The sequence below is a fragment of the Treponema sp. genome (assembly GCF_045657965.1).
Classification (GTDB): Bacteria; Spirochaetota; Spirochaetia; order Treponematales; family Treponemataceae; genus Treponema_D.
In genome coordinates this window covers 12,759-37,781 of record NZ_JAZOUG010000236.1, presented here as the reverse complement: position 1 = coordinate 37,781, position 25,023 = coordinate 12,759, and the positions used below count along the sequence as shown (strand labels likewise).

The window sequence follows — 25,023 nt, the reverse complement described above, 5'->3', positions numbered from 1 at the left end:
GGGGTTGTGACAAAAACTCGCCTGAGCTTTGCTCACTGCGAGTTTTTTGGCGCGTTCCCGATGGGAGCATGGATTTCAGGAATTGATTTTGTAGTTGTGCATGAGTGGGCCGCTTCCTTTGCCTAAATCCAGCATTGCTTCAAGCGCGCCTGAAATGTATTCTTTTGCATTTTCTACTGCTTTTTCGAGGCTTTCACCTTTTGCAAGATTTGCAGCAATCGCACTTGAAAGGGTACAGCCTGTTCCGTGTGTATTCGGGTTTTGAATCCGCCTGCCACAGAACCATTTTGCTATTGGCCGGCCCTTTCCATCTTTTCCGTAAAAAAAGTCACTTGCATCATTTACATTGTGACCGCCTTTTACAAGAACTGCACAACCGAATTTTTCATGAATTTTTCTGGCTGCTTCTTCCATTTCAAATTCACTGGTAATTCTAAGGGATTTTGAATCAAGCTGAGAAAGATTTGAATTTTCTTCAAGCAGAACTTCGGCTTCAGGAATATTCGGCGTAATTACACAGGCAAGCGGAAGAAGTTCCTTTTTAAGCGTTTCTATTGCTTCCTCACTGATTAACCTTGCCCCGCTTGTAGCTACCATTACAGGATCAACGACTACATTTTTAAGGGAATATTTTCTGATGCAGCCGGCAATGGTTTTAATCAGCTCACTGGAAGATACCATGCCCGTCTTAACAGCATCCGGAAAAATATCCGTAACGACCGTTTCAATCTGTTTTTCAAGAAATTCCGGTAAAACTTCCTGAATACCAAAAACGCCGGTAGTATTCTGTGCGGTCAATGCGGTAACGACGCTCATTGCATAAACTCCGTTCATCGTCATCGTTTTGATGTCCGCCTGAATTCCGGCGCCTCCGCAGGAATCACTTCCTGCGATTGTTAAAGCAGTTTTCATCACACCCATTTGTGATGCCTCCTTAAGTAACCGTGGTGCCCCCGGTAAAAATAAAAAAAGCCATGTCTGCCTTAAAAATAGCAAACATGGCTTAATAAAAGCTCGATTAATTTACTACGCTGGCATTATCCAGATCAGCTGCGGTCGAAATGTCACACATTTCCTCTCAGCCGGATTTATCCAGCTCCCGGTTTGTCTTAAAAAAGAATAGTGATTTACAAATATTTTTTCAACCCGATTAACCTTTAGCACTCCAGCCTGAATCCTGACGGACTAAAGCACCGTTAAAATCAGGGTTTGACATTAAAAAAAGCGCTGTTTTTGCAATTGATGCAGCAGAAATAAGCCTTTTCTCCGGCATTTTCCTTTTTAAATCAGCTTTTACTGAATCTGAAAGATATTCCGTTTCAACAAAGCCCGGAAGAATTGCATTACAGGTAATGTTGTATTTTGCATATTCTGCAGCAACGGAAGAAACAAGCACATTTAATCCTGATTTTGCCCCCGCATAGGCTGCATTTGTAGAAAATTCTCTGCGGTGTTCTGTACCTGTTCCTCCGAAAAGCAGAATTCTTCCGAACTTCTTTTTCATCATATCTGGAAGTGCGGCAGAAACAAGAAGCCCCGGAAGTGCATAATCAAAAAGTGCAGCTCTTTCCCAGTCAGAAAGATTTGTTTCATGAAGCGGCTTCTGTACAAAAGGCCCGAAACAGACACAGAGAATATCACATTTTTCTGCCTGTTCAAGTAAAGGCGAAGAAGCAAGTGCAGAAAATGAAAAGTCAAAAAGATTCTGTTCAAAAAAAAGCGGTCTTTTCCCGGTTTTCTGCTCGATTTCACTTAAAAGTAAATCTGCTTTTTCGCTTTGCTTTGAGCCGTGAATCACAAGGTCTGCACCGGCTTCTGCAAGTAAGCATGAAACTTCCCGCCCGATTCCGCCTGAGCCGCCGGCAACAAGAGCTTTTTTACCGCAAAAGATTTTTTCTGTCATACTAAATAATTTTAATCAGAAAAAGATTCTCTAACAAGTTCAGAATGACAAATGCTTTTTTTTTCATTACACTTAGTCCATGAACCTTTCAAATGTCGTGATAATTCTTTCCCGCCCGGAAGAAAGCCGGAATGTAGGCGCTGTGTGCCGTGCAATGGCAAACAATTCTTTAAAAACCCTTCGTATTATCGGTAAAAAAACTGATTTTAATGAAGAGCGGGTACGGATTCTTGCAATACACGCCGCATCAATCTGGGAAAACGCACAGTTTTTTGATTCAATTACAGAAGCAGCAAAAGACTGTGTGCTTTGTGCAGGAACGACCCGGCGCCGCGGAAAAAAGCGGGGAAAGCTGCTTTTACCTGAAGAATTTGCAGAAACAGCCTCAGACATTACTCAGAACGGAAAAATAGCCGTCGTTTTTGGAAACGAGCGCACGGGTCTTGAAGAAGAAGAATTGGATGAGTGCACGATGGGCGTTACGATTCCTTCAAGCGCGGAATTCGGCTCGCTCAATCTTTCGCATGCTGTTCAGATTATCGCATATCACTTGTATAGAAAAAGCCAGTGCGAAAGCAAAAAAATCTCGCGCGGCTCGGTTCCTGTCTCGCTTGAAAGGCTTGGAAAAACCGTCACCGGAATTGCCGACAGTCTGCAAAAAATCGGCTTTTTTAAAGTAACCGGAAGAACTGACATGGAAAAATTCTGGACAGACGTGCTTTCACGAGCCGCCATTAGTGAAAGTGAAGCCGCTTACATCGAAAAAATCTTTGACAAAGCGGCAGGACTTTCAGGGAAATTGAAAAATTAACTGCTGATTGTAAACGATTTGCCGTTTATTGTGGTGTTACCGCTTCCACTGAAGGTAAAAGTAGTACCACTGGTTACAGATATATCTGTATATTTAGTAGAATCCTCTACAGATTTGTATGTTTCTGAATCAACATCAAGATAATTATACTCAAAAATACTGATAGTTTCCAAGTTATCTGGATTTGTGGCACTATAATTCAGGTCACAGCTTCCATAAGAAACAACAAGCCCTTCAGAATCTGTAACGAAATAAGGTACAGTTTTATACACTCCAGAATCATCTCCATAAACGAAGAAATTATAACTACTTTCAGATGCGGCATTCAGCAGGTATGAAGAAAAAGCTTTGTAATAATACTCTTTATGGGTATAAACGAGTGTTGTTCCGCTTTGTTCCTGGCTGCTGGTACTTTTAGAAGAATTCTCTTCATACCCTTCAGACATTGCAAGAAGCCAATTTTTAAGATAATCACTTAAATCCCTGCCTGTAATTTCTTCTGCTTCACTGGCAGCAGCAGCGCCGGTAACAGTTCTGTTGCTTTGTAAAGTGTATTCACCGTCTTTGCTGTCAGCATAATAGAACTCAAATGTGTAATTAATTGCAGTTACTGTAGTTTCAGTTATTTCAGCAGATTCAGAAACAGCACTGTCTTCATCATAAACTTCAAAATCAACGGTAATACCGCCTGTGCTTGTAAAGCTGAAGCTGTCGTTTTCATCAACACTGATTTCATTTTCATAACTTCCTTCTGTAATTGGTTCTCCACCCAGCGTCTGCATATAAGTGGTTTCAATCATTACCCCGTCATATTGTGCAGATGTGAGGCGGTAAGTTCCACTGGAGAAGGTTTTTGCATTTGTGTCTGCTTCTAATGCTTCCTGTAATGCGGTAAAGCTTGCGTATTCTGAAGGATTAACAGTTTCAGAATAAAGAATTTCATATGCATGAGTTTCAGAATCTGCTTCAAATTTTAAAAAGAAATAACCTGTTACACTATTATTTGAACTGTCTTTACCAGTTCCAATAAAATATGTATCGCTGAACATCCAATCCTGATGATAATAATAGTCAAAGTAGATGCTTTTTCCGCTTGTGGTAACAGTGGGGTCGCCGTCATTGAGAGCAAAGTAATTTCCAAGTAAATCAGCACAGGTTGAATCTATATAATTTTTCGCCGTACCAGTCAGTTCTTCTCTTGCTTCGTCGACACTAACATATTCGCCTTCAAACTGGTAATTTGCCAGTGAATCAGAGAACCGGACTAGCTGCCCGCTTTCAGTCATGTAGAAAAGCCGGAGATATGCTGTTTTTAGTGAAGAATAATCATAAATCACAGACCAGCCTGGCTCTTCGCCCTCATCTCCCGTAAGAGAAGCACCCGTAAATTCTTTTGAAAAACCGTTTGCACCAGTGAAGGTAAATGAATATCCGTCACCAGATTCAACAAGCTTATATGATTTTTCTTCCGGAAAGCTCACAAAGGCGGATTTTTCACTGCCAGAGTTGTAATAACTGCATTCTGTTAAATAAAGTGTATTTGTGTTTTCATCGCCGCGCCAGGTTCCTTCAGAAAGGAGATAATTTGTCAGGGTAATCGGCTCTTCTTCTGATTTATCACAGCGGAGGACCTGATACTTTCCATTTGAATATGCATAAAAATAATAGACACTGTTTCCTTCTTGAGAAATTTCTGAAATCACGCGGTATGACCATTTACTGTCACCCTTACTCATGTCCTTCATTTTAAGGGAAACGGTATTTTTACCTGATTTTACAGTGAGCGGGCTGGAAGTTCCTGTAAAAATATGCGTATAAGTCCGGCTGTCGTCTGCGTAAAGATATGCATCTGTATTATAAAGGTCAGTTCTTACATAATAAGTGTTTCCGACTTTTACATTATCAAAAGTAATAGAATATGAGCCTGATTTATTCAAACCGGAAATCACTTTGGTTTCTGTAGAGTCCCCTGAAAGAGAAATTACAAGATTATAGTCTGAAGTAACAGCTTCACGGGAAGCAGAGCGGTCAGAAGAAAAGAACTGAGAGCCGTTAAAAGAAAGTGTAAGGCTTGTGGTTTTATCAGAATCAAAGGCAGCACATGAAAAGAAAATAAAAATCAATGCAGAGGCAAAAGCAAATGCAATTTTTCGTAATAAAAAGGAAATATGTTTCATAAACACAACTCCGCGATTTTGTTATATATTCTTTAATTATGGCATACCCAACCCCGATTTTCAAGTAAATCTAAGACAGTCTGCAGGAAGAAACTTCAAGTTTCATCAACTCGACATTTTTCTTAAAACTGAATATGCCTTGCTTCGATGATATTTCCTTCACAGAAAATCAACGCCGAGCGTTTCAGACATTTTTCCAGTTCACGGACATTGCCTTTCCAGATATTTGTCTGCAATGCACAGACTGCTGAATGAGAAAGCTTTTTATTGATTTTTTCACGCTTAAAAAAGGCTTCTGCAATCTGCGGAATATCCTCCAGCCGTTCCCGTAATGGCGGGATTTTCATAGTAAAATCATTGATTCTGTAAAACAAATCTTCCCTGAATTCACCTTTTTTTATTTTCTGTTCAAGGCTTGCATTTGTAGCAAAAATCATACGGTTATCAACCGGAATCTGCTCATTCGATCCTACTCTGCTCACAACTTCCTCGCTTAAAACCTGAAGCAGTTTCGTCTGAATGTTCGGTGTAATTTCTCCGATTTCATCAAGAAAAACAGTTCCTCCATCGCCTTCTTCAAAAATTCCTTCGGCTTCAACTGCACCTGTAAAAGCCCCCTTCTTTACACCAAAAAGCCTTGCTTCTATGACCGATTCATTTGAATTTGACAGAACTTCACTTTTAAAAGGTTTGCTGCGTCTTCCGGAAAGTTCATGGATTGCACGGGCTACAGTTGTTTTTCCAGTGCCGGTTTCACCTAAAATCAGAACAGAAATGTCTAATGCGGCTATTTTTAAAATATTACGGCGCAGTTTCTGCATAGCCACAGAGGAGCCGGCAAGACTTGAAAATGCCGGGCTTAGCTCACAAAAAGACGGCAAAGGTTCTGATTCAACTGACTCTGATTCCGGAAAGGAAGAAAACAACGGGGAAAGTTCTTTTTTTAACTCATCAGTGGACTGAAATTCTTTATACCGGCAGGAATTTTTATTAAGAAAGGCTTGTATTTCCCCGGAAAGACAGGATTTTTTTATAAAAACGTTATGCTTTCCAAATCTTGATAAAGCTTTAGAAAGCATGGACAAATCAGATGCATAAAGAACGATAAAATCATCTTTCGCACGGGCAAAAGAGATGTCTTCGGCACTGTCTGAAAAAAGCGTGATAAACTCCGTCATTCAACTCCCTATTTTTTTGTTCTCCTGAATAACCTTGTAAAAAGCAGAAGTATTTTGTACCAGATAAACGGAAAAATCAGGAAAACTTTAACCGGGCTGTGTCCGACTTCACTCCAGATTTCTTTTCCTGCATTAAAAGTTTTTGCGCTTACCCGCCGGATTCTTCCTGCAAAAATTCCTATACAGTCGTTGTAGTATAAAAACATGCTTGAAGAAAATTTATCTTTTCTGTGATATGCCCAGAGATTTTTTTCTTTGATGCCTTCACTTACAATGACAAGCGAAGGAGAAGCCTTATAAATCGCCTGAACTACATTTTCTTCGGCACTTTTTGGAAAATATCCGACATATCTGCCTACGATACGAAGATTTTTAAAAGTGTCGTGAACATTATGCTCTGCTTTTTGAAGTGTCTTTTTACGTGCTCCAAGCAGATAAAGTGATTTATAATGATGTTCAAGCGTATTTAAAATCTGAATTACTGCATCAAAAGGATTATAGCGGACTGGAACATCAAGTTTTAAGAATTTTGCTCCTTTTAAAATGCTTTTTGAAACAGGAAGAATTAAATCGGCGTTCTTAAGACATTCTCCGAAGTCCTTCTTTTTGTTGCGTGCTTTAAGCAAATCCCAGATTGTAAGGAATACAATCTGTTTTGTACCCGGCTTTTCGAGAATTTTCATGATTTCTTCTTCGAGATTTTCAGGCCGGCAGACATCAACAGGAACGCCGAGCAATTCGATTCTGTTCATTTCAAAAAGAACTCCCACTTTCGTTTTATTTTAACATTATTCAGCAAGTATTTCTATATCAGCTCAATCATCTTTTCAACAACGCGGGCACTCAGTTCTGCAGCAACCGGTTCGTTAAAATCATAGCCGTTTGAACTTAAATCATCTGCCATATCACTCATACAGCGCAGAATTACAAAAGGAACTTTATTCAAATAGCAGGCATGAGCAATTGCCGCACCTTCCATTTCAACGCAGGCAGGTTCAAAATTTTCTGCAATCTGTGATTTAATATTCTTCTCACTGATGAACTGATCGCCTGTTGCAATTCTGCCTTCAATCATTTTGTGCCCGTGAGCAAGTTCTGATGATTCAAAAGCTTTTTTTGCAGCAGCAATCATATTTTTGTCTGCTTCAAAAGCAAAAACATTCATTTGCGGAACCTGACCTTTTTTATAACCAAAACCGGTTGCATCCATATCATGATAAACGCCGTCTGTTGAAACAACAAAATCCATAACCCCAAGTCCGTGAGCCATAGCACCGGCAATTCCTGTGTTAATGATATTTGTACAGCCGAACTGAAGGATAAGCCGCTGTGCGCAAAGAGCTGCATTTACTTTTCCGACGCCTGAACGGGAAAGAACCACATCTGCCCCATGGATTTTACCTTCTTCAAAAGTAATTGAACCGGCTTCAGTCTTTTTGATTTCACTGCCCATGAGACTGCGAAGGAAGTTTACTTCTACTTCCATAGCTCCAATAATACCAATTTTTTTCATTTTATGTTACTCCTTGCGAAAATCTGCATAATTTTCTGTTATTTTCGTAAAAAAACGCAAATTTTTCAATAATTTTCATAAAAACTACTTGTAAAAAATCTCCAAAAACTCTAATATACAATCAGCAGCAAGAAAAAAGCGGTATCTGTCAGATATCGCAACACTTAATAAACCCCGCCGTTTCTCCTCCTTTAAGCGGGGTTTTTTCTTTTTTAAACAAAGTATAAACTATTTCAATGATTCACGAAACTCTCAAACTCAAGAAAAACAAAGATATTTCCCTCACAACCTACATTCTTGATAATTATCCGAAATTCAGCGCAGAAAGAAAGCGTCCCCTTGTACTTGTAATTCCGGGCGGCGGCTATTCTCATTTTGGTCAGCGTGAACAGGAAGCTGTTGCCGTCAAAATGAATTCCCTGGGGTTTCATTCAGCAGTTCTTCACTACAGCCTTGCTCCCATGAAATTTCCGGACGCACTTTGTGATTTAGCAGCAGCTGTTGCACAAATCAGGTTAAAAGCAGATGATTGGAATGTCGATTCAGACAAAATTATTCTATGCGGTTTTTCGGCAGGCGGTCATTTAGCAGCAAGTCTCGGCTGTTTCTGGAATTCTCAGTTTCTTCAAAAATATACTGGTTTAAAAAGTGAGCAGATTCGCCCGGACTATCTCTGTCTCTGTTATCCTGTTGTTACAGCAGATAAAAAATACTGCCATGAAGGCTCAATTCAGAATGTAATCGGCTCGATTTCAGAAGACAAAGCAGCTGAAATCTGTAAATCACTTAATCAGAAAACAATGCGTGATGTTATTTCAATCGAAAAAAATATCACTTCTGATTTTCCTCCGGCATTTATATGGCACACACTGGCCGACGAAGCTGTTCCTGCAAAAAACACGCTTTTACTTGCCGATGCTTTATACGAAAATAAAATTGAATGTGAATACCATCTGTTTAACCGCGGAAAGCACGCACTGGCTCTGGCAACAAAAGAAACAGCAAATCCAGACGGTACAAATGCAGAATATGAATGTTCACTATGGCCCGAACTTTTTAAAAACTGGTTTGAAGGAGTATAAAAATGTCAGTTTTTCAATCAATAATTCTTGGAGTTTTACAGGGAATCGCAGAATTTCTGCCGGTTTCTTCAAGCGGTCACCTTGCCGTTGCACAGAAATTATTCGGTTTAGAAGAAGTTCCGCTTCTTTTTGACGTAATGCTTCATCTTGCAACTCTTGCAGCTGTAGTTCTTTATTTCAGAAAAAAAATCGGCCGGCTGTTTGCAGTTTTATTCCGCTGGATTTTAAGAAAGCCTGTCCAGAACAGCTCTGACAGCTCAGAAACCGACCTTCTTACAGGAAATGAGTCTCTGGGAAGAAAAACAATTCTTGCCGTAATTTTTGCAACTCTTGTAACCGGTACAATCGGTGTGTTTACAGGCAAAATGATTCCGGATTTACCTTTAAAAGTTACCTGTGCAGGATTTATTTTTACGGCTTTTCTTTTAATTTTCTCATCAGTCTGGGAAAAAAGACAGAAAAACTCAGTTTCAGTGGATTCTGAAAAATCACAGGGAATTTCAATCCGCCAGTCCCTTTTTATCGGCTTTATGCAGGGAATCGGCACTTTGCCCGGAGTAAGCCGCTCAGGCTCAACAATTGCAGGCGCCCTTTTTTGCGGTGTAAACAGAGAGGCTGCCGGTGAGTTTTCATTCATTGTTTCAATTCCGGCAATTCTGGGAGCATTTATTCTTGAAGCAAAAGATTTGGGCGAAGTCGGAAGTCAGATAGGTTTTCTTCCGGTTTTATGCGGATGTTTTGCAGCTTTTGCATGGGGATATCTTTCTCTTGCATTCTTAATGAAACTGATTCGCCGTGGAAAACTTGAATGGTTTGCGCTTTATTTGATTCCGCTCGGAATTCTCGGATTGGTTTTCTTTTAATTCAAATCACTAATTACATTTGATAAATTTGATTTCATCTAATATAATTTTACGGTAAAAGAAATTAAAATCAGAGGATAAATATGTACGAGAGTGGTGAAGATTACCTTGAAGCGATATTACGTTTACAGTTAGAAAACGGATTCTGCCGTTCAGTTGATGTTGCAAATAAACTTGCTGTTTCCAGACCTAGTGTAAGCAGGGCAATGAGTCTGCTCGAAAAAGACGGTTTTGTCGAATTCGGCATGGGAAATATGCTCAAATTAACCGAAAAAGGCAAGGCAAAGGCAGAAGATGTCTACAACCGTCATAAACTGCTTACTGTATTTTTACAGAAAATCACAGGTCTTCCAGAAGATCAGTGTGAAGAAAATGCCTGCCGTGTAGAGCATCAGATTGATGCTGATGTAGTAGCCGGTATTCAAAAATGGGTAGATTCTAACAAATGAAAAAATTCCTCCGCATTCTGGCAATAACCGGCATTGTTATTGCAGGCATTATTGCCGTTGTTACTCTCTTTGCTTTTGTTTTTCTTAAAACCTGGAAACCTTTCGGCGGTAAGGCAAGCAAGGCAGACCGTAAAAACTACGCCGAACGCGCATCCAATTTTGACGGTAAAAAATTTCACAACGAACAGGATTTTTCTGTCATGTCGATGAGCAAAAATCCTGAACCGGATCCGTTCACTTTTTCAAATAACCCCAGCCGGCCTGATTTTGAATTTCCTGTAAAGCAGCCGGATTTTATTACCACTCCGCAGGAAAAGCCTGCTTTAGATGAAGTTAAAGTCACCTGGTTCGGCCATTCTTCGCTTTTACTTGAAATGCACGGTTTAAGAATTTTAATCGACCCTGTATTTTCTGAAGTAATTTCACCGGTTTTCTGGATTGGAAGCAGACGTTTTTCTCATCCGGGATTTAAAATTTCAGAACTGCCTGAAATAGACATACTTCTTCTTTCACACGACCATTACGATCATCTGGATTATGATGTTATCTGTGAAATAGACAAAAAAGTAAAACATTACATTGTCCCGCTCGGTGTCGAAAATCACCTTAAGCGCTGGAAAGTCAAATCCGAAAAAATCACAAATATGGCATGGTGGGAAGAAACTGAATACGAAGGTCTTACAATAGGCTGTACTCCAGCACAGCATTTTTCCGGCCGGCATTTAACGGACAATATGTCAACTCTCTGGGCAAGCTGGGTTTTTAAAGACGAATATCATCGGATTTTTGAAAGCGGAGATTCCGGCTGGAATTCACACTGGCAGAAAATCCACGAAAAATACGGGGACTTTGATTTTGCAATGATGGAATGCGGTCAGTACGATGTTCAGTGGCCGCTCGTTCATTCATTTCCGGAACAGTCTGTAGAAGCCGCAAAGATTTTGGGGGCAAAACTCGCCATGCCGATTCACTGGGGGGCAATTATTCTTTCCCGCCACGGCTGGGATGATTCTGTCGAAAGATTTCTGCTTGCTGCCGAAAAAGAAGGAATCACTGTAATAACGCCGTACATTTCACAGACAGCAAACCTTAAAACGCCAGTCCTTTATACAGAACGCTGGTGGAGGCGCGATACAGTTTCACTTCTAAGATAATTGAAAAACTGTCGAGTTTCATTCTTCGATTGTGATAACATCTTTCAGTACATAACAGAAGGCTGGATAAGACAGGTCTGCATTTTCTTTAAAGCCTTTTTTGAGACTGTAAGTATCTTCTTCATCAAAAGGATTTACGCCGATATAATCGCCTTTAAAGACGTTTACATTTCCTTTTTTTAAGGACTGAACTGCTTCATTTATAGCCTCTACCGTGCCTTCAGCTGCACTTATAGGATTAATTTCAAGAATCTGAACCCAGCCTGAATCTAAACCGCCGGATATATCTGTGCCGTGAACATGACCTTTTACAACAGATTCAATCTTCTTTTTCTCAAGAACAGCCTTTACAGCCCCTGTTACATACGGACTCCAGTTAATTCTGGTACTGATTAAAGAAGTCATAGGTGCAATACTCAGCATACTTTGATTACATCCGATGTGAAACACATTTCTGTTAAAATTCTTTTCACAGGCAACAGCGGTACCGGTTGTATCAGAATGCTGCGAGATTATTACACAGCCTTCATCAATCAGATGCTCAGCACATTTTTTTTCTTCAGAAAAACTTCCCCATGTATATGTATACATAACTTTCATTGTTGCACCTGGAACTATTGAACGCGCTCCAAGCAGAAAAGCTGTATAACCAGAAATAATTTCTGAATATGGGTACGCTCCGACATATCCAAGGACCGCTTCGTCTTCTGTAATAATTTTCTTTTCAATCAGTTCTTTTAATTTTAATCCTGCCGCAATTCCAGAAATATACCGTCCCTGATAAATTTCACCCATAAATGTGTGATAATTCTTTAAAACCGGCTCCTCTAAAGCATTATCTCCACAAGCCTGGCAAAACTGAACTTCCGGATATTTCTGGGCAATTTCTTTTGTTATTATCGCCTGTGAATAACTTGATGTAAAAATAATTGAGCATTTTAAATTTACAAGTTCTTCCAGAACTTCATCTACCTGATCTACAGGAATATTGCTCCGGACGATAATTTCGATTTTATCACCGAACTGTTCCCGCAGAGTATTCTGAACCCGCATAAAATTGTTCGTATAGGGAATGCTTTCATCACCGTCGTAAGCAAAACCGATTTTTAAAGGACCTGCCTGATCAATACCGGGTGTTACAAAATTCCTTGTAAGTGTAAATATCAAAAGAAAGCAAAAAGAAGTTATGAGTGTAATTAATATATTTCTGTTCATTTTTACTCTCCTGACTTTTTAAAATTTTTATAAAGAGAATCTATATCTATTTTTTTGTTTTCGATAAGGGCAAGCATTATTCCGGCAATTTTTGGATCAAACTGTGAACCGCTGCATCTTTTTATTTCCTCAAGAACAAAATCAAAATCAAGCTGCTTTCTGTAAACACGGTTTGCCGTCATGGCATCAAAAGCGTCTGCCATTCCGATTATTCGTGCATAGAGAGGAATTTCTTCGCCTTTTAACCCCTGTGCATAACCGGTGCCGTCCCATCTTTCATGATGATAACGGGCACCATCGCTTACATGCTCAATCATTGTGAAATCTTTTAAAATTTCTGCACCACGGACAACATGAGTTTTCATTACGGCATATTCTGAATCATCCAGACGGCCGGGCTTATTTAAAATGCGGTCAGGAATACCGATTTTTCCGATATCATGAAGAAGGGCTGCTTTTCTTAGATTTTCACATTCATCATCATTAAAACCAAGCTCTTTTGCAATCATGACAGAATATTCTGAAACCCGCATTGAATGCTGGCTTGTGTTTTCGTCCTTGGCATCAACTGTTTTTGCAATAGCAAGAATTGTTTCGTTACCCATTCTTACCTGTTCTTTTGCAAATTCGAGTTCTTTTTTCTGAATGTCCAGGCGTGTTTTTACCTGTCTTCTTACAAAAAACCATGTTACCCATGCAACAAAAATTGCCATAACTAAAAGCAGATAAAATTTAAAATACTGAGTATCGTTTATATCTTTCTCTTTTATGATTTCATAAGTGTTTTTTTCGATAACATTCTGGTCTTTATCAAGAACTGCAAGATGAAATTTATAATTTCCCGAAGGCAGGTTTGTATAAGTTACGCTGGTCAGTGCACTTTGAGGAATAATAATTTCTTTTGCATCAAATCCTTCAAGCCAGTAACTTACAAGCGGATCAAGTACAGTATAATTTACAACTTCCGGGAAAAATTCTATTTTAGAAGTATTCCGGTTAACCATGAGAGGTTCGCTCCGTTCAATCGGAAATTTTACGGAATCAATCCGTACTGAAGAAACCATCATCCGGTAAGAACGCTTGCCGGAAATATAATCGTTCATATTTACAACATATACACCAGTTCCGCATGACAGATACAGATTTTCAAATTCGTCACAGTAATTCCATGCATTTGCCGTTAATGCCGAATTTAAGCCGCTTTTTGAATCCAGCAGGTCATATTGAAGGATTCCTTTTCCTGTCAAAAGCGATTCCGTTTCAACCACATAGATTCCGGCACTGCCAAGCACAAACAGCCTGCCGTTCTTATTTGTCCAGATATCATAATTATTAAAATAAGGGAAATTTTTCAGCGGATAGATTTTAAATTCTGTATTCATATAACACAGGCTGTTACTGGTCACAATAAAATAGCCTTTCCCGTTTGGTTCAGGAACTGTCCGTAATATTACACCGGAAGTAAGTCCGTCTTTAAGCCCGAGTATCTGTTCTACCTTTCCTTTACGAATTACAACAAGGCCGTCCCCGTCACTTCCTGCCAGAATTGTGCCGTTTTTTGCTTCAAGGAGCGAAAGTATCATTGAATTTGTAAGACCGTCGTTCCGGGTTACCGTGTTAATGACTTTACCGTCTTTTATAAAAGAAATACCGAGATTACTTGATGCGGCAATCGTGCCGTCCTGCATTTCAATACAGACTCTTATCCGGTTTCCAATTCCAAGGGAAGAATTATATACCGCACTTGTGCCGTTTTCATTCAGACAAAAAAGACCGTTTCCGTAGGTACAAACCCAGAGATTATTTTTTGAATCTTTTTTTAAACACCTGATTCGGATGGAATTAGTGTCTGAAAATAAAGCTGTAAACCTGTTTTTAATCTGTCTGTTATCTTTTATGGCATCCAGGCCTTTATCGGTTCCGGCGTATAAAACTCCGTTCCATTCCTGTACAGAATTTACAACACTTTCTTTGATTCCTAAAGAACTGTAAAGATTTACAAAAGAAGATGCAGAAAGCCTTAAAAGTCCCTGTCTTGAAGATGTAAACCAGTAATTTCCCTGATAATCGATTGTCATGTTATCGATTGAATTATTAAAACTTCCGGTATTTATTTTTGTAAATTCCTGATTTTTATCCAGATAACCGATTCCATTGTCAGCACAGACAAAAATTCGTTCCCCTTCAAAATAAATTTTATTGAGGGTGTGCAGTGAATCACATTCAAAAGTATTTATTAAACCGGCTTCTTCTTCAGTAATTTCATATTTAAAAATCCTGTTAGATGAAGTTCCTGCATATAAATATCCGTCTTCATCAAAAGCACATGCCGTATATATTTCTTTAGCGGCGTTTAATTTTTGTGAATAACGGACTTCAGTTTCATTGAGAATAAAAAGTTCTCCTCTTGAAGAAACTGCGGAAACAAAACCTGTGGAATCAGCAGAAAGACTGACTATGTAGCCCGGATCCTTTATGATATTGCAGACTCTAAGTCCGCTGTTTAATTCAAGAACCAGAATGCCTGTGCTTGTTCCGATGTAATAATAACCGTCGCTGCCCTTTACAATAGCCCGGACAGAATTTGATATAAGGCCTTCATCACTATCCAGCGTGTTTACGATTTTTTCGTTAATGCAGATTGAAAGTCCGTTGTCGTTCGTTCCAATCCAAAGCCGGCCTTCTTCATCAGCATAAAGACAGTTAACGCTTCTGACCTTTTCATATTCGTTCATCCATTTGAATTCACTGCCATTGTACCGGTAAAGGCCTGCGTAAGTTCCAATCCATAAAATGCCGTCGCTGGTTTGAACAATATCATTTGCTTCACCACAGGGAAGTCCTGTACTGCTTGAATAAATTGTCTGAACATAAGAATTAAAGCCGTGGTATGAATTTTCTGAATCTGCATTTTGATTAGCTGTAAAAATCAAAAAGAGTACAAGAACCGGAGTAAAATGAATCTTTTTCGAAATCTTTTTAATGTTAATTTTGGTCTGTCTCTCAATTTTATTTCGTTTACGCCAGATTTTTATTGTCAGATACAGAAATAAAAGTGTTATGGTTTTATCAAGAAAATCAATATAAAACTGCCCTGCAATGGAACTTAAAAAGATTGGAAACCCCTGCTCTTCAAGAAAACGGATTACACCGTCTCCCCAGAGATTTCCTGTCATTCCCTTTGCATAAACCCAGCTGACTGTAACAGAAATAATCACTGAAAAAAACGTGACAAGAAATGTTGCACATGCAGTCCCATAAAAACTATTAAAATATTTTTTACGGCCACATATTCCGACAATTAAAGCAATTGAAATACTTGTCAAGCTGTATGCATAAGATATTGGATTATTTGAACTGTAAAGAACATTCATTGTAAGCCCTATTACTGCCCCGCAGAAAGGTCCTAGTGAATATGCAGAAATTACAGTCCCGAATGAATCTAACCAAAAAGGAAGCTGGAAATACGAAGCAAAAAACTTACCTGTAAGGTTTAGTAAAATGCAGAATATTACAAATAAAGCAACTTTTAAATCTTTTCCTACTTTTAAAAACATAATTATTTTCATTATAACACAGCATTTTTAATAATAAAGAAAAAATTCACTTGAATAATATTTATAATTCTGTTTTAATTTGAGAATCATTCGCAAATCATATGACATACAACACAGAACAACGTTCAATACTGCTTAATTTTCTCTCAGAAAATCCCGACAAAACTTTTTCGGCAAAAGAAATCGCCCTGTCTTTGTCCGATAAAAACATCAGTAAAAGCTCTGTTTACAGAAATCTGGCAGAACTTGAAAACGAGCAGAAAATCAAGCGTGTCAAAAAAAACGGTACAAATGAATCATTTTATCAGTTTTTCGACAATTCTGAATGTAAAAACCATATTCACCTTTCATGTACAAAATGCGGTAAAATTTTTCATCTGGAAAGCGTTCAGACTGAAAAGCTTGTTAAAGATGTTGAAGAAGCCGACGGTTTTGAAATCAGTAAAAGCGAAACAACGCTTTACGGTACCTGCAGACAATGTACATCCCGAAATGAGTAATTCATTCTAAAAAAAAATTAAGGAGCTTATTTTATGAAAAAAATTCTTACTATTTTAATGGCAGTCTGTCTTTTTTCTGGACTTACCGCATGCCGTGAAAAGGCAGTAAATTCAGAAAATGGAAAATCAGCAAAAGTCAATGTACTTGCTACAATTTTTCCTCTTTATGACTGGGCAAAAAATCTGAGTGCCGGAAATGATTCTGTCAAAGTAGATCTCCTTTTAAAAGACGGTGTTGACATGCACTCTTATCAGCCGTCTGCATCTGATATAGTAAAAATTTCCACATCAGACATTTTTATTTATGTCGGCGGAGAATCTGACGAATGGGTAAGCGATGCACTTAAAAATTCAAAAAATGAAAATATGATTGTTATCAATCTTATGGATGTTTTAAAAGGCTTTCTTAAAGAAGAAGAAACAGTCGAAGGAATGCAGGAAAGTGAAGAAATACAGGAAAGCGAAGAACATGACCATGAATACGACGAGCATGTATGGCTTTCTTTAAATAATGCAATCGCTTCTTCTAATGAAATTGCCCGTGCACTTATGGAAAAAGATGAGGCCAATTCCCAAATCTATATGGCAAACCTTGTATCTTATATTCAGGGATTATCTGCACTGAAAAGCGAGTATTCATCGGCTTTTGCAGACAAAACAATAATTGTCTGTGACCGGTTCCCGTTCCGCTACCTGACCGATGAATTTGGAATTAAATACTATGCTGCTTTCAACGGTTGTTCTGCAGAAACAGAAGCAAGTTTTGAAACAATCGCTTTTTTAGCAGGTAAAGCAGATGAACTTAATGTTAATACTGTTTTTGTTACAGAAAGTTCTGACAAAAAAATTGCCCGCACAGTAATTTCAAGCTCGCATCAGAAAGACTGTAAAACTGTTGTCTTAGATTCAATGCAGTCTACAACATTAAAACAGGCAAACAAGGGCGCAAATTATTACGATATCATGCGCGTAAATTTAGAAGCACTTAAATAAAAATATAAACTGGAATTTATATGGCACAACTTACCTGTGAAAATCTAACCCTTGGTTATGATTCAAAAATCATCATCAGAAATCTCTCTTTCAGCGTGAATGCAGGTGATTATCTTTGTATTCTAGGTGAAAACGGCAGCGGAAAAACCACCTTAATGAAAACAATCCTTCATCTGGTAAAGCCGATTGAAGGCCGGATTTACACCGGAGACGGCTTAATGGCAGATGAAATCGGTTATCTTCCGCAGCAGACAATGATTCAAAAAGATTTTCCGGCCAGTGTACGTGAAATAGTTCTTTCCGGATGCCAGTCCAGATGCGGAAAACGGCCTTTTTACATTAAAAGCGAACGGCTTTTAGCGGCCCGTTCCATGGCAAAAATGGGAATTACTGATTTAGCAAAAAAATGCTACCGCGAACTTTCCGGAGGTCAGCAGCAGCGTGTTCTTTTAGCCCGTGCTTTATGTGCGACCCAGAAAATGCTTTTTCTTGATGAGCCGGTAAGTGCTCTGGATCCGGCCGCGCAGCAGGAAATGTATGATTTAATAGAAAGCCTTCATAAAGAAGGAATCACAATTATTATGATAAGCCATGATGTAGAAGCCGCCTTAAATTATGCAACTCATGTTCTTCACATCGGCGAAAGTATTTTCTTCGGCACAAAAGAACAGTTTATTCACAAAACTACCTGCCCTGACTGCAACGGACAGATTCAAAAAATCATAGGAAGGAGAATTTAAATGTTACAGGAAATTATCAGCACCTTTCACCTCAATTTTCCTTTTGTTCAGCGGGCTTTTATTGCAGGTATTTTAGTTTCGCTCTGCTCTTCCCTGCTTGGCGTTACGCTCGTTCTTAAAAGGTTCAGCTTTATCGGTGACGGGTTAAGTCATGTGGCTTTTGGAGCAATGGCAGTTGCAGCAGTCTTAAACCTTACAAACAACATGTATCTGGTACTTCCTGTCACCGTAATTGCGGCAATTCTGCTTTTAAGAACAGGTAAAAACACAAAAATTCAGGGAGATGCAGCTGTTGCCATGATTTCTGTAGCTTCTCTTGCTTTGGGTTACCTGCTTTTAAATATTTTTAAACCATCCAACAACCTTTCAGGAGATGTCTGTACAACACTTTTCGGCTCGTATTCAATTCTTACACTCACTTCTGCAGAAGTCTGGCTTTGTGTTTCACTTTCTCTTGTAGTAATTGCAGCTTTTATTGTGTTTTACAATAAAATTTTTGCCGTAACTTTTGATGAATCATTTGCTCAGGCTGTAGGAACCCATGCCGGTGCTTATAATCTTGTTATTGCAATAATTATTGCCGTTATTATCGTGCTTGCAATGAATCTTGTCGGCTCTCTCTTAATTTCCGCCCTGGTAATTTTTCCGGCTCTTGCAAGCATGCGGGTTTTCAAAAGCTTTAAATCTGTTACAATCTGTTCTGTAATAATCAGTGTCAGCTGTGCACTTGCAGGACTTTTAGTTTCAGTTCCTGCAGGAACGCCGGTCGGTTCAACAATTGTAGCCGCAGATTTACTTGCATTTATTGTCTGCTATATTACAGGAAAAATAAGGAGCTAACATTTATGAAAAAGATTTTTACATTGTTTCTGGTGATTTCAGCTTTCATTTCCTGTAAAGAAAAACAGATTAATGTTTCAGAAGAAGCTGCGTTGATTCAAAATGAAGCTGTATCTGCCAAATCAGCACAAAGTTCAGACGGTGCAAAAATTGACTACGACCTTTCTTCAATGAACGCAAACATGGTATACGCTGAAGTTTTTAACATGATGATTGATCCGGAGCTTTACAACGGCAAAGTTATTAAAATGAAAGGAACTTTTACAGTTTATGAAAAATCTCCGGCAACAGGCGGAAAAACTTACGCAGTTATTATTTCTGATGCACTTGCCTGCTGTAAACAGGGTATTGAATTTCATTATGATTTTAACGGTGTTGAACCGGAAGAAGGAAAAGAAATTACAGTGACAGGTGCTTATGTCACTGCAATTCTTCCTGATGATATTACATATAATTATGTGAAAGCAGAATCTGTTGAAATGTAATTATCTGATTTCTACACTTCCGTCAGAATGTGCGATAAAAGCCGTCGGCTTGTTTTTTGTAAAAAAGCCTACTTCAACGACGCCGACGATTTTTGAAATCTTTTCTTCCATTTCGACAGGGTTTACAGGATTTTCCCAGGTACAGTCAAGAATCTGATTTCCGTTATCAGTAATTACAGGACCGCATTTACGCACTCCTTCACGCAGAACACATTTTGCTCCAAGTTCATTAAGTTTTTTTTCGACAGCTCTTCTTGCTCCGCCGATGATTTCTACCGGGAGAGGAAATTTTGTTCCCATATGAGCAACTGATTTTGATTCATCTGCAACGATTGCAAGTTCTTTTGAATTATATTCAACGATTTTTTCAAGAAGATGTGCAGCACCGCCGCCTTTAATCAGATTGTTTTCCGGATCAATTTCGTCTGCACCGTCAATTGCAAGATCGAGTTCCGCATTTATTTCACGGTCATTGAGTGTAAATACAGGAATTCCTAAATCTTTACAGTAATTTTCTGTCTGAAAACTTGTTACAACTGCTTTTATATCGCGCAGAGTGCCGTCCTGAATTCTTTCTGAGAGGCGTTTTACAGCCGGAAGAGCCGTACTGCCTGTCCCAAGTCCAATCTTCATCCCAGAAAAAATTTTTCCCTGTTCAATAAGGGTATCTACTGCCGTTTTTGCAGCCAGAATTTTCTGTTCATTTTGTGAAAGTGCCATACCTTTTTCCTTATTTTACTGACTTGAAAAGTCTGAACTGTTCTTCTCCCTGATATTTCAGCATTGTATAACCGTTATGTACTTTGCAGCCTGCTTTTTCTGCCCGTTCCATAATCGGTGTTACAGCCGGTTCATAAACAATATCATAAACCATTTCATTTCCTGTAAAATCATAATACCAGAGCGGATCGTTTGCTTCACTGGAAGATTCAGTAGAGCCCATTCCCTTTGATGTAGTCTGAATTATGATTTCAGAGTATTTTTTAAGAAGCTCTGTTGTTTCATAGCCAAGGGTTGCATATGCAAAACCAAATTTATCAGCAAGAGAACGGGCTTTTGTTACCGTGCGATTAAAAATACAGGCTTTTCCGCCAAGTTCCTTTACAGCATACGCAACAGCTTTTGCAGCACCGCCTGCTCCAATAATGGCAACTTTTTTGTGTTTCAGATTTTTTAAACCGGTAAATTCAAGAAGAGCCTTTGAAAAGCCGGTACAGTCAGTATTATATCCGGTCCAGACACCGTTTTTATTTATAACAGTGTTGCAGGCCCCGATTTCCTTAACTTTTTCATCAACTTCTGACAAATACTTTATTATTTCTTCTTTGTGAGGAATCGTAACAGAAAAGCCCTTTATTCCTAATTCTCTTGCAAATTCAGCAGCATCAGAAGCTGTTTCAGATTTAAATGGAATATAAACTGAATTGATTTTTTCCTCTTTGAACAGAGTATTATGCATTTTTGGGCTTGATGTATATTTTAATGGGTAACCGGTAATTCCAAAAATTTTTGTTGAGCCATTGATGTCATGAAAGTGATAAATTTCTTCAAGTGTTTTCGGGTCTGTATGTCCTATATCAGAAAGACTTAATTCCAGATCAGCAGGAGAAGTATATGTAAGATATGAATGAAATTTTTCTGCAAGAATTCGTGTTGGAAGTCCGATTGACCCCATGGCAACTATAATCTGATCCGAACCTTCAAAATGCTGCATTGCCCTGTACATATCCGTAACATCTGCAAGGCTTTTTGGCATAAAAGCAATTTTCGGGATTTCAAAACGTGAAGAACGCATTGCCCTTAATTTTTCAGCAAGATTTTTTACAGGATTTTTCATATCATGAAATGAACGGATGATTTTTGTTCCGTACGCTAAAGCTGCATCCTGAAGACTTGGAATATGAAAATCTTCTTCAAAATCGACGTAAGCAAAATTTTTTCGTTTATCTTCATCTGCAAATGCAAGTGCTCTGGCAAAAAGCATGGAACGGGCTGCTTCGCCTTCAGCATACTGCCCTCCGTCAATTGTGCGTCTGATTGTAAGAATACAGGGAAGACCTGCACGTGAAGGAAAATCACGGATATTAAGGCGGTCATTTTCGTCTAAAAAATCAACTCTAAGTTCTACAAGATCAATATATGAACGGTATCTTTTTATAAGGGCAAGGTCTTCTTCGATTGAAGCACCTGTAAGACAAAGACAGATAAGCGGTTTAACCATAAAAAAATTATAACAAAAAGCAAAATACATCTCAATTCCCTAAAAAATTAACAATGTTTCTATAAACATAGGGAGCGACGGCGCAGCCGGAAAAACGCTCAAGGAGCGTTTTTAGCGAGTCTCAAAAAATCTATGATTTTTTTGGAAAGAAAAATTATAAAAGATACTTGTTTCTATTGACAGAAACAGACATCTGTTATAAACTGTTTCTATAAACAGAAACATAGGAGCAGATATATGACACGGACTGATTCGATTTACTTTTCACTGCCATGCGACAGATACACGCCGCTTTCTCTTGCACGAAAAATCGGGGCTTCGGCAATTTTAGAAAGCGCAAGTTTTGCACGAGGAAAGGAGCGTTATTCAATCCTTCTTTTGGAGCCGGCATTTCACATTGTGCAGGACGATGAAGGTGTTGCCTTTTTGATTGACGGGCGGCGTCTTCCTTACAAAGAAAAAAATACTACCGGAGAAACAATTGCTCCGGGAAGCCGAGTTCTTCACACTCCGGATATTCTGGACGCACTTTTATATGTTGCCGCTCAGAATGATTTGACTGTCGTTCGTGATGAAGAAGGCAAAGAAAGTGCGAATACAATACCTGTTCCTTCAAGCGGTCTTGGCTATTTAAGTTACGAATTCTGTGCCCGATGCGACACGATTACACTTGCCCCTCAGACAGATGAGCTTCACATTCCTGAAAGCGAGTTTGTTGCTGGTCATATTTACGTTGTTTTTGACCATTTTACTGAAAGACTTCATATTTTTGCCCTTAATTACAATGAACATCAGATTGACCTTGAAAAAGCTGTTTCAAACTTAAAAAAACGCCTGAACGACATGGATTTTTCTTATCTTTCAGCCCCTGAAGAGCCGTGCGAAGTTAAGACAATCACAAATCTTGAACAGAGCGAGCGTGAATATAAGGAAAAAGTTGAAGCAATCAAAAAGGAAATAATCGCAGGAAATCTTTTGCAGGCAGTTCCAAGCCGCCGGCTGCAGCTTGAATGTGAAAACTCTGCCTTAGAAATTTACCGCCGTCTGAGGGCTGTGAACCCGAGTCCGTACCTTTTCTACATTGATTTTGGAGAGCGGCAGCTGATTGGTTCATCACCTGAAAGCCTTGTGCGCGTGCGCGAAGGAATCGCTTCTATCCGACCGATTGCAGGCACCCGCCGGCGTGGTAAAAACAGCAGCGAAGATGAAGAACTTAAGCAGAATCTTCTTTCAGATGCAAAAGAAAAGGCTGAGCATTTAATGCTTGTAGATCTGGCACGCAACGATTTGGGCAGAGTCTGCACGAACGGAAGCGTTGAAGTGAACCGTTTTATGGATGTGGAACTTTTCAGCCATGTAATGCACATCGTTTCTGATGTTCAGGGAAAAGTGAATCCGCTTTATAAGGCAATTCAGGTTCTGCGCGCGGCCTTCCCTGCCGGAACTGTCTCAGGAGCGCCTAAAATCAGTGCAATTCAGATTTTAAGCCGCCTTGAAAAAACAAAACGGCGTTTTTATGCAGGAGCGGTAGGATACATTCAGTCAAACGGCGATTTGGATTTCTGTATTGCAATCCGCTGTGCCTTAAAGCAGGGAAAAGTCTGGAGCTTACAGGCAGGCGGCGGCATCGTTTACGACAGCAATGCCGGCCGTGAATGGGAAGAGACGAATGAAAAGCTCGGTGCGTTAAGAAGCGTTTTTGAAGGAGGAAAAAAATGATTGCATTTATCGATAACAAAGACAGTTTTACATTCAACATCGTACAGAATTTAGAGCGTGTTTCCGGACAGAAAGTGTGTGTTTTCCGCTCAGAAGAAGCCTCTGTCGCAGAAATAGAAGAGGCAAACCCCAGCCACATCGTTGTAGGACCTGGTCCTGGAACACCGGAAGAAGCTGGTATTTCAATCGAGGTAATCCGCCATTTTGCAGGAAAAGTTCCGGTTTTGGGAATCTGCCTTGGCCATCAGGCAATTGGTGCGGCCTTTGGTGCAAAAATTATTAGCGCAAAGTATATCCGCCACGGAATCGTCGAAGAAATTAAGACTGACGGCAAAGGAATATTCCGAAATGTGGGTGCAAAATGCAATTTCACGCGCTATCACTCGCTCGTAATCGACGAAAACACGCTCTCACAAGAATTTGAAGTGACAGCCCGCGCTCAGGACGGAGACATCATGGGAGTCCGCCACAAATCGCTTGTAATCGAAGGCGTTCAGTTTCACCCGGAATCAATCGCAAGCGAAAAGGGCGACGAGCTTTTCAAAGCATTTTTGAACTACAAGCGAGAGAACACATCTTACGCAGCACTTTTAAAGCAGCTGATTGACGAAAAAAAGCCTTTGAGCCGTGAACAGGCGGAATCTTTCATCGGCGAGCTTGCGGAAGGCGAAATGGACGAAAAAATCGCTTCGGCTGTTCTTACCGCAATGGCTGCCCGCGGGCTTCCTACAGCCGATGAAATGGCAGGTGCGGCAAGCGCAATGCTCAAAAAGAAGACGGCATTCCCTTTGGAAAAAGTCGGAGCAAGCTCCTTAGGTCTTGCGGAAATCGTCGGAACTGGCGGTGACGGAAAGGGAAGTTTCAATATATCTTCTCTTTCGGCACTTACAGCTTCAAGCTGCGGACAAGCGATGGCAAAGCACGGAAACCGTGCGGTCTCTTCAAAATCGGGTGCAGCTGACTTTTTTGAGAACCTTGGAATCAACATTATGGCAGCTCCTGAAAAAACGGCTGAGCTTATCAGAAAAACGGGCTTCGGCTTTTTGATGGCTCCGGTTTACCACGCCGCAATGCGTTTTGCCGCTCCAATCAGAAAGGCACTTGGAATCAAAACCGTTTTCAATGTGTTGGGGCCTCTTTTAAATCCTGCGAACGCCGAATATGAAGTCTTGGGCGTTTATTCAAAGGAACTTTTAAAAGATTACGCTCATGCGGCAAAATCGCTCGGAGCAAAGCGGGTCATGGTTGTCAATTCTGAAGACGGCTACGATGAAATTTCTCCATGCGCAATCACAAATGTCTATCAGATTGACGAAAAAGGAAACCAGAATCAGTATTCGATTGACCCGAAAAATTTCGGAATCACTGACGCTGACGAAAAGGAGCTTTACGGCGGAAACGGTGCGGACAATGCGGCTCTTGCAATGGAAGTCTTGAACGGAAAGGGAAGAAAAACAATCCGGTACGCCGTGGGCCTGAATGCGGGAGCAGTTTTGTATCTTTGCGGAAAAGCCCGAACGCTCAAAGACGGCTACGCAATGGCTCTCGAAGCGATTGATTCCGGAAAAACACTGGCAAAACTTGAAGAAATTCAGAAAGTGAGCGGGGAGCTGGCATCTTAAA

At 39.7% G+C, this 25,023-nt stretch carries 22 protein-coding genes; 12 read left to right on the top strand and 10 right to left on the bottom strand.

Annotated elements, in window-relative coordinates:
• Positions 1–75: 75 nt before the first annotated feature.
• Together thiD and ACKI5B_RS08920 are read right to left on the bottom strand one after the other, a co-directional pair.
• Positions 76–921 carry a bifunctional hydroxymethylpyrimidine kinase/phosphomethylpyrimidine kinase gene (gene thiD, locus ACKI5B_RS08925; RefSeq protein ID WP_407427909.1) on the bottom strand — a complete coding sequence of 282 codons (846 nt, stop codon included), beginning with the start codon at positions 919–921 and terminating at the stop codon, positions 76–78.
• A 229-nt stretch (positions 922–1,150) separates the two neighbouring features.
• Positions 1,151–1,903, bottom strand: a complete 753-nt coding sequence (locus ACKI5B_RS08920) for an SDR family NAD(P)-dependent oxidoreductase (protein WP_407427907.1) — start codon at positions 1,901–1,903, stop codon at positions 1,151–1,153.
• Between the two features lie 79 nt (positions 1,904–1,982).
• On the opposite strand from ACKI5B_RS08920, the gene ACKI5B_RS08915 reads away from it, so the two are divergent.
• Entirely contained in the window at positions 1,983–2,714 is a 732-nt protein-coding gene (locus tag ACKI5B_RS08915; RefSeq protein ID WP_407427905.1) for an RNA methyltransferase, read from the top strand.
• Here the strand turns inward: ACKI5B_RS08915 and ACKI5B_RS08910 are convergent.
• From ACKI5B_RS08910 to ACKI5B_RS08895, 4 genes are all read right to left on the bottom strand, one after another.
• Positions 2,711–4,891 (bottom strand): hypothetical protein, encoded by a 2,181-nt coding sequence (locus ACKI5B_RS08910; protein ID WP_407427903.1) that lies wholly within the window; start codon positions 4,889–4,891, stop codon positions 2,711–2,713. The genes ACKI5B_RS08915 and ACKI5B_RS08910 overlap by 4 nt on opposite strands.
• A 122-nt stretch (positions 4,892–5,013) precedes the next feature.
• Positions 5,014–6,069 carry a sigma-54-dependent transcriptional regulator gene (locus tag ACKI5B_RS08905; RefSeq protein WP_407427901.1) on the bottom strand — a complete coding sequence of 352 codons (1,056 nt, stop codon included), beginning with the start codon at positions 6,067–6,069 and terminating at the stop codon, positions 5,014–5,016.
• A gap of 8 nt (positions 6,070–6,077) precedes the next feature.
• Positions 6,078–6,821, bottom strand: a complete 744-nt coding sequence (locus ACKI5B_RS08900) for a WecB/TagA/CpsF family glycosyltransferase (protein WP_407427899.1) — start codon at positions 6,819–6,821, stop codon at positions 6,078–6,080.
• Between the two features lie 53 nt (positions 6,822–6,874).
• On the bottom strand, positions 6,875–7,582 hold the full coding sequence (locus ACKI5B_RS08895; RefSeq protein WP_407427897.1) for a 5'-methylthioadenosine/adenosylhomocysteine nucleosidase: 708 nt from the start codon (positions 7,580–7,582) through the stop codon (positions 6,875–6,877).
• Positions 7,583–7,818: 236 nt separating this feature from the next.
• Between ACKI5B_RS08895 and ACKI5B_RS08890 the strand changes: the two genes are divergently transcribed.
• The 4 genes from ACKI5B_RS08890 to ACKI5B_RS08875 all read left to right on the top strand — a co-directional run bounded on the left by ACKI5B_RS08890 (position 7,819) and on the right by ACKI5B_RS08875 (position 11,130).
• Entirely contained in the window at positions 7,819–8,664 is an 846-nt protein-coding gene (locus ACKI5B_RS08890; RefSeq protein WP_407427895.1) for an alpha/beta hydrolase, read from the top strand.
• Between the two features lie 2 nt (positions 8,665–8,666).
• A complete protein-coding gene (locus ACKI5B_RS08885) occupies positions 8,667–9,527 on the top strand; it encodes an undecaprenyl-diphosphate phosphatase (protein ID WP_407427893.1) in 861 nt (286 codons plus the stop codon).
• 83 nt (positions 9,528–9,610) lie between these two features.
• Positions 9,611–9,976, top strand: a complete 366-nt coding sequence (locus ACKI5B_RS08880) for a metal-dependent transcriptional regulator (RefSeq protein WP_407427891.1) — start codon at positions 9,611–9,613, stop codon at positions 9,974–9,976.
• The gene (locus tag ACKI5B_RS08875; RefSeq protein WP_407427889.1) at positions 9,973–11,130 is read left to right on the top strand and encodes an MBL fold metallo-hydrolase; all 1,158 of its coding nucleotides are present in this window, start codon (positions 9,973–9,975) and stop codon (positions 11,128–11,130) included. Before ACKI5B_RS08880 ends, ACKI5B_RS08875 begins: the two co-directional genes overlap by 4 nt.
• Before the next feature lie 18 nt (positions 11,131–11,148).
• Here ACKI5B_RS08875 and ACKI5B_RS08870 read toward each other — a convergent pair whose 3' ends face one another.
• Together ACKI5B_RS08870 and ACKI5B_RS08865 are read right to left on the bottom strand one after the other, a co-directional pair.
• The gene (locus tag ACKI5B_RS08870; protein WP_407427887.1) at positions 11,149–12,345 is read right to left on the bottom strand and encodes a BMP family ABC transporter substrate-binding protein; all 1,197 of its coding nucleotides are present in this window, start codon (positions 12,343–12,345) and stop codon (positions 11,149–11,151) included.
• Between the two features lie 2 nt (positions 12,346–12,347).
• Entirely contained in the window at positions 12,348–15,902 is a 3,555-nt protein-coding gene (locus tag ACKI5B_RS08865; RefSeq protein ID WP_407427885.1) for an HD domain-containing phosphohydrolase, read from the bottom strand.
• A gap of 101 nt (positions 15,903–16,003) precedes the next feature.
• On the opposite strand from ACKI5B_RS08865, the gene ACKI5B_RS08860 reads away from it, so the two are divergent.
• The 5 genes from ACKI5B_RS08860 to ACKI5B_RS08840 are packed head-to-tail and all read left to right on the top strand — an operon-like array spanning position 16,004 to position 19,460.
• Positions 16,004–16,402, top strand: a complete 399-nt coding sequence (locus ACKI5B_RS08860) for a Fur family transcriptional regulator (RefSeq protein WP_407427883.1) — start codon at positions 16,004–16,006, stop codon at positions 16,400–16,402.
• Positions 16,403–16,435: 33 nt separating this feature from the next.
• On the top strand, positions 16,436–17,395 hold the full coding sequence (locus ACKI5B_RS08855) for a metal ABC transporter substrate-binding protein (protein ID WP_407427881.1): 960 nt from the start codon (positions 16,436–16,438) through the stop codon (positions 17,393–17,395).
• A gap of 20 nt (positions 17,396–17,415) precedes the next feature.
• Entirely contained in the window at positions 17,416–18,135 is a 720-nt protein-coding gene (locus ACKI5B_RS08850; protein WP_407427879.1) for a metal ABC transporter ATP-binding protein, read from the top strand.
• Positions 18,136–18,975, top strand: a complete 840-nt coding sequence (locus tag ACKI5B_RS08845) for a metal ABC transporter permease (RefSeq protein ID WP_407427877.1) — start codon at positions 18,136–18,138, stop codon at positions 18,973–18,975.
• A gap of 5 nt (positions 18,976–18,980) precedes the next feature.
• Positions 18,981–19,460, top strand: a complete 480-nt coding sequence (locus tag ACKI5B_RS08840) for a hypothetical protein (RefSeq protein ID WP_407427875.1) — start codon at positions 18,981–18,983, stop codon at positions 19,458–19,460.
• Here the strand turns inward: ACKI5B_RS08840 and rpiA are convergent, their stop codons facing one another.
• Together rpiA and aroE are read right to left on the bottom strand one after the other, a co-directional pair.
• On the bottom strand, positions 19,461–20,180 hold the full coding sequence (gene rpiA, locus ACKI5B_RS08835) for a ribose-5-phosphate isomerase RpiA (RefSeq protein ID WP_407427873.1): 720 nt from the start codon (positions 20,178–20,180) through the stop codon (positions 19,461–19,463). It lies immediately after the preceding gene.
• A 10-nt stretch (positions 20,181–20,190) separates the two neighbouring features.
• A complete protein-coding gene (gene aroE / locus ACKI5B_RS08830; RefSeq protein WP_407427871.1) occupies positions 20,191–21,681 on the bottom strand; it encodes a shikimate dehydrogenase in 1,491 nt (496 codons plus the stop codon).
• Positions 21,682–21,918: 237 nt separating this feature from the next.
• Between aroE and ACKI5B_RS08825 the strand changes: the two genes are divergently transcribed.
• A complete protein-coding gene (locus tag ACKI5B_RS08825) occupies positions 21,919–23,400 on the top strand; it encodes a chorismate-binding protein (RefSeq protein WP_407427869.1) in 1,482 nt (493 codons plus the stop codon).
• Positions 23,397–25,022 (top strand): bifunctional anthranilate synthase component II/anthranilate phosphoribosyltransferase, encoded by a 1,626-nt coding sequence (locus ACKI5B_RS08820; protein ID WP_407427867.1) that lies wholly within the window; start codon positions 23,397–23,399, stop codon positions 25,020–25,022. Before ACKI5B_RS08825 ends, ACKI5B_RS08820 begins: the two co-directional genes overlap by 4 nt.
• Position 25,023 lies beyond the last annotated feature (1 nt).

What these genes read in the sequence shown, in the direction of transcription:
- thiD (WP_407427909.1), bottom strand. Translation starts at nt 921, where the DNA reads ATGGGTGTGATGAAAACTGCTTTAACAATCGCAGGAAGTGATTCCTGC.
- ACKI5B_RS08920 (WP_407427907.1), bottom strand. Translation starts at nt 1,903, where the DNA reads ATGACAGAAAAAATCTTTTGCGGTAAAAAAGCTCTTGTTGCCGGCGGC.
- ACKI5B_RS08915 (WP_407427905.1), top strand. Translation starts at nt 1,983, where the DNA reads ATGAACCTTTCAAATGTCGTGATAATTCTTTCCCGCCCGGAAGAAAGC.
- ACKI5B_RS08910 (WP_407427903.1), bottom strand. Translation starts at nt 4,891, where the DNA reads ATGAAACATATTTCCTTTTTATTACGAAAAATTGCATTTGCTTTTGCC.
- ACKI5B_RS08905 (WP_407427901.1), bottom strand. Translation starts at nt 6,069, where the DNA reads ATGACGGAGTTTATCACGCTTTTTTCAGACAGTGCCGAAGACATCTCT.
- ACKI5B_RS08900 (WP_407427899.1), bottom strand. Translation starts at nt 6,821, where the DNA reads ATGAACAGAATCGAATTGCTCGGCGTTCCTGTTGATGTCTGCCGGCCT.
- ACKI5B_RS08895 (WP_407427897.1), bottom strand. Translation starts at nt 7,582, where the DNA reads ATGAAAAAAATTGGTATTATTGGAGCTATGGAAGTAGAAGTAAACTTC.
- ACKI5B_RS08890 (WP_407427895.1), top strand. Translation starts at nt 7,819, where the DNA reads ATGATTCACGAAACTCTCAAACTCAAGAAAAACAAAGATATTTCCCTC.
- ACKI5B_RS08885 (WP_407427893.1), top strand. Translation starts at nt 8,667, where the DNA reads ATGTCAGTTTTTCAATCAATAATTCTTGGAGTTTTACAGGGAATCGCA.
- ACKI5B_RS08880 (WP_407427891.1), top strand. Translation starts at nt 9,611, where the DNA reads ATGTACGAGAGTGGTGAAGATTACCTTGAAGCGATATTACGTTTACAG.
- ACKI5B_RS08875 (WP_407427889.1), top strand. Translation starts at nt 9,973, where the DNA reads ATGAAAAAATTCCTCCGCATTCTGGCAATAACCGGCATTGTTATTGCA.
- ACKI5B_RS08870 (WP_407427887.1), bottom strand. Translation starts at nt 12,345, where the DNA reads ATGAACAGAAATATATTAATTACACTCATAACTTCTTTTTGCTTTCTT.
- ACKI5B_RS08865 (WP_407427885.1), bottom strand. Translation starts at nt 15,902, where the DNA reads ATGTTTTTAAAAGTAGGAAAAGATTTAAAAGTTGCTTTATTTGTAATA.
- ACKI5B_RS08860 (WP_407427883.1), top strand. Translation starts at nt 16,004, where the DNA reads ATGACATACAACACAGAACAACGTTCAATACTGCTTAATTTTCTCTCA.
- ACKI5B_RS08855 (WP_407427881.1), top strand. Translation starts at nt 16,436, where the DNA reads ATGAAAAAAATTCTTACTATTTTAATGGCAGTCTGTCTTTTTTCTGGA.
- ACKI5B_RS08850 (WP_407427879.1), top strand. Translation starts at nt 17,416, where the DNA reads ATGGCACAACTTACCTGTGAAAATCTAACCCTTGGTTATGATTCAAAA.
- ACKI5B_RS08845 (WP_407427877.1), top strand. Translation starts at nt 18,136, where the DNA reads ATGTTACAGGAAATTATCAGCACCTTTCACCTCAATTTTCCTTTTGTT.
- ACKI5B_RS08840 (WP_407427875.1), top strand. Translation starts at nt 18,981, where the DNA reads ATGAAAAAGATTTTTACATTGTTTCTGGTGATTTCAGCTTTCATTTCC.
- rpiA (WP_407427873.1), bottom strand. Translation starts at nt 20,180, where the DNA reads ATGGCACTTTCACAAAATGAACAGAAAATTCTGGCTGCAAAAACGGCA.
- aroE (WP_407427871.1), bottom strand. Translation starts at nt 21,681, where the DNA reads ATGGTTAAACCGCTTATCTGTCTTTGTCTTACAGGTGCTTCAATCGAA.
- ACKI5B_RS08825 (WP_407427869.1), top strand. Translation starts at nt 21,919, where the DNA reads ATGACACGGACTGATTCGATTTACTTTTCACTGCCATGCGACAGATAC.
- ACKI5B_RS08820 (WP_407427867.1), top strand. Translation starts at nt 23,397, where the DNA reads ATGATTGCATTTATCGATAACAAAGACAGTTTTACATTCAACATCGTA.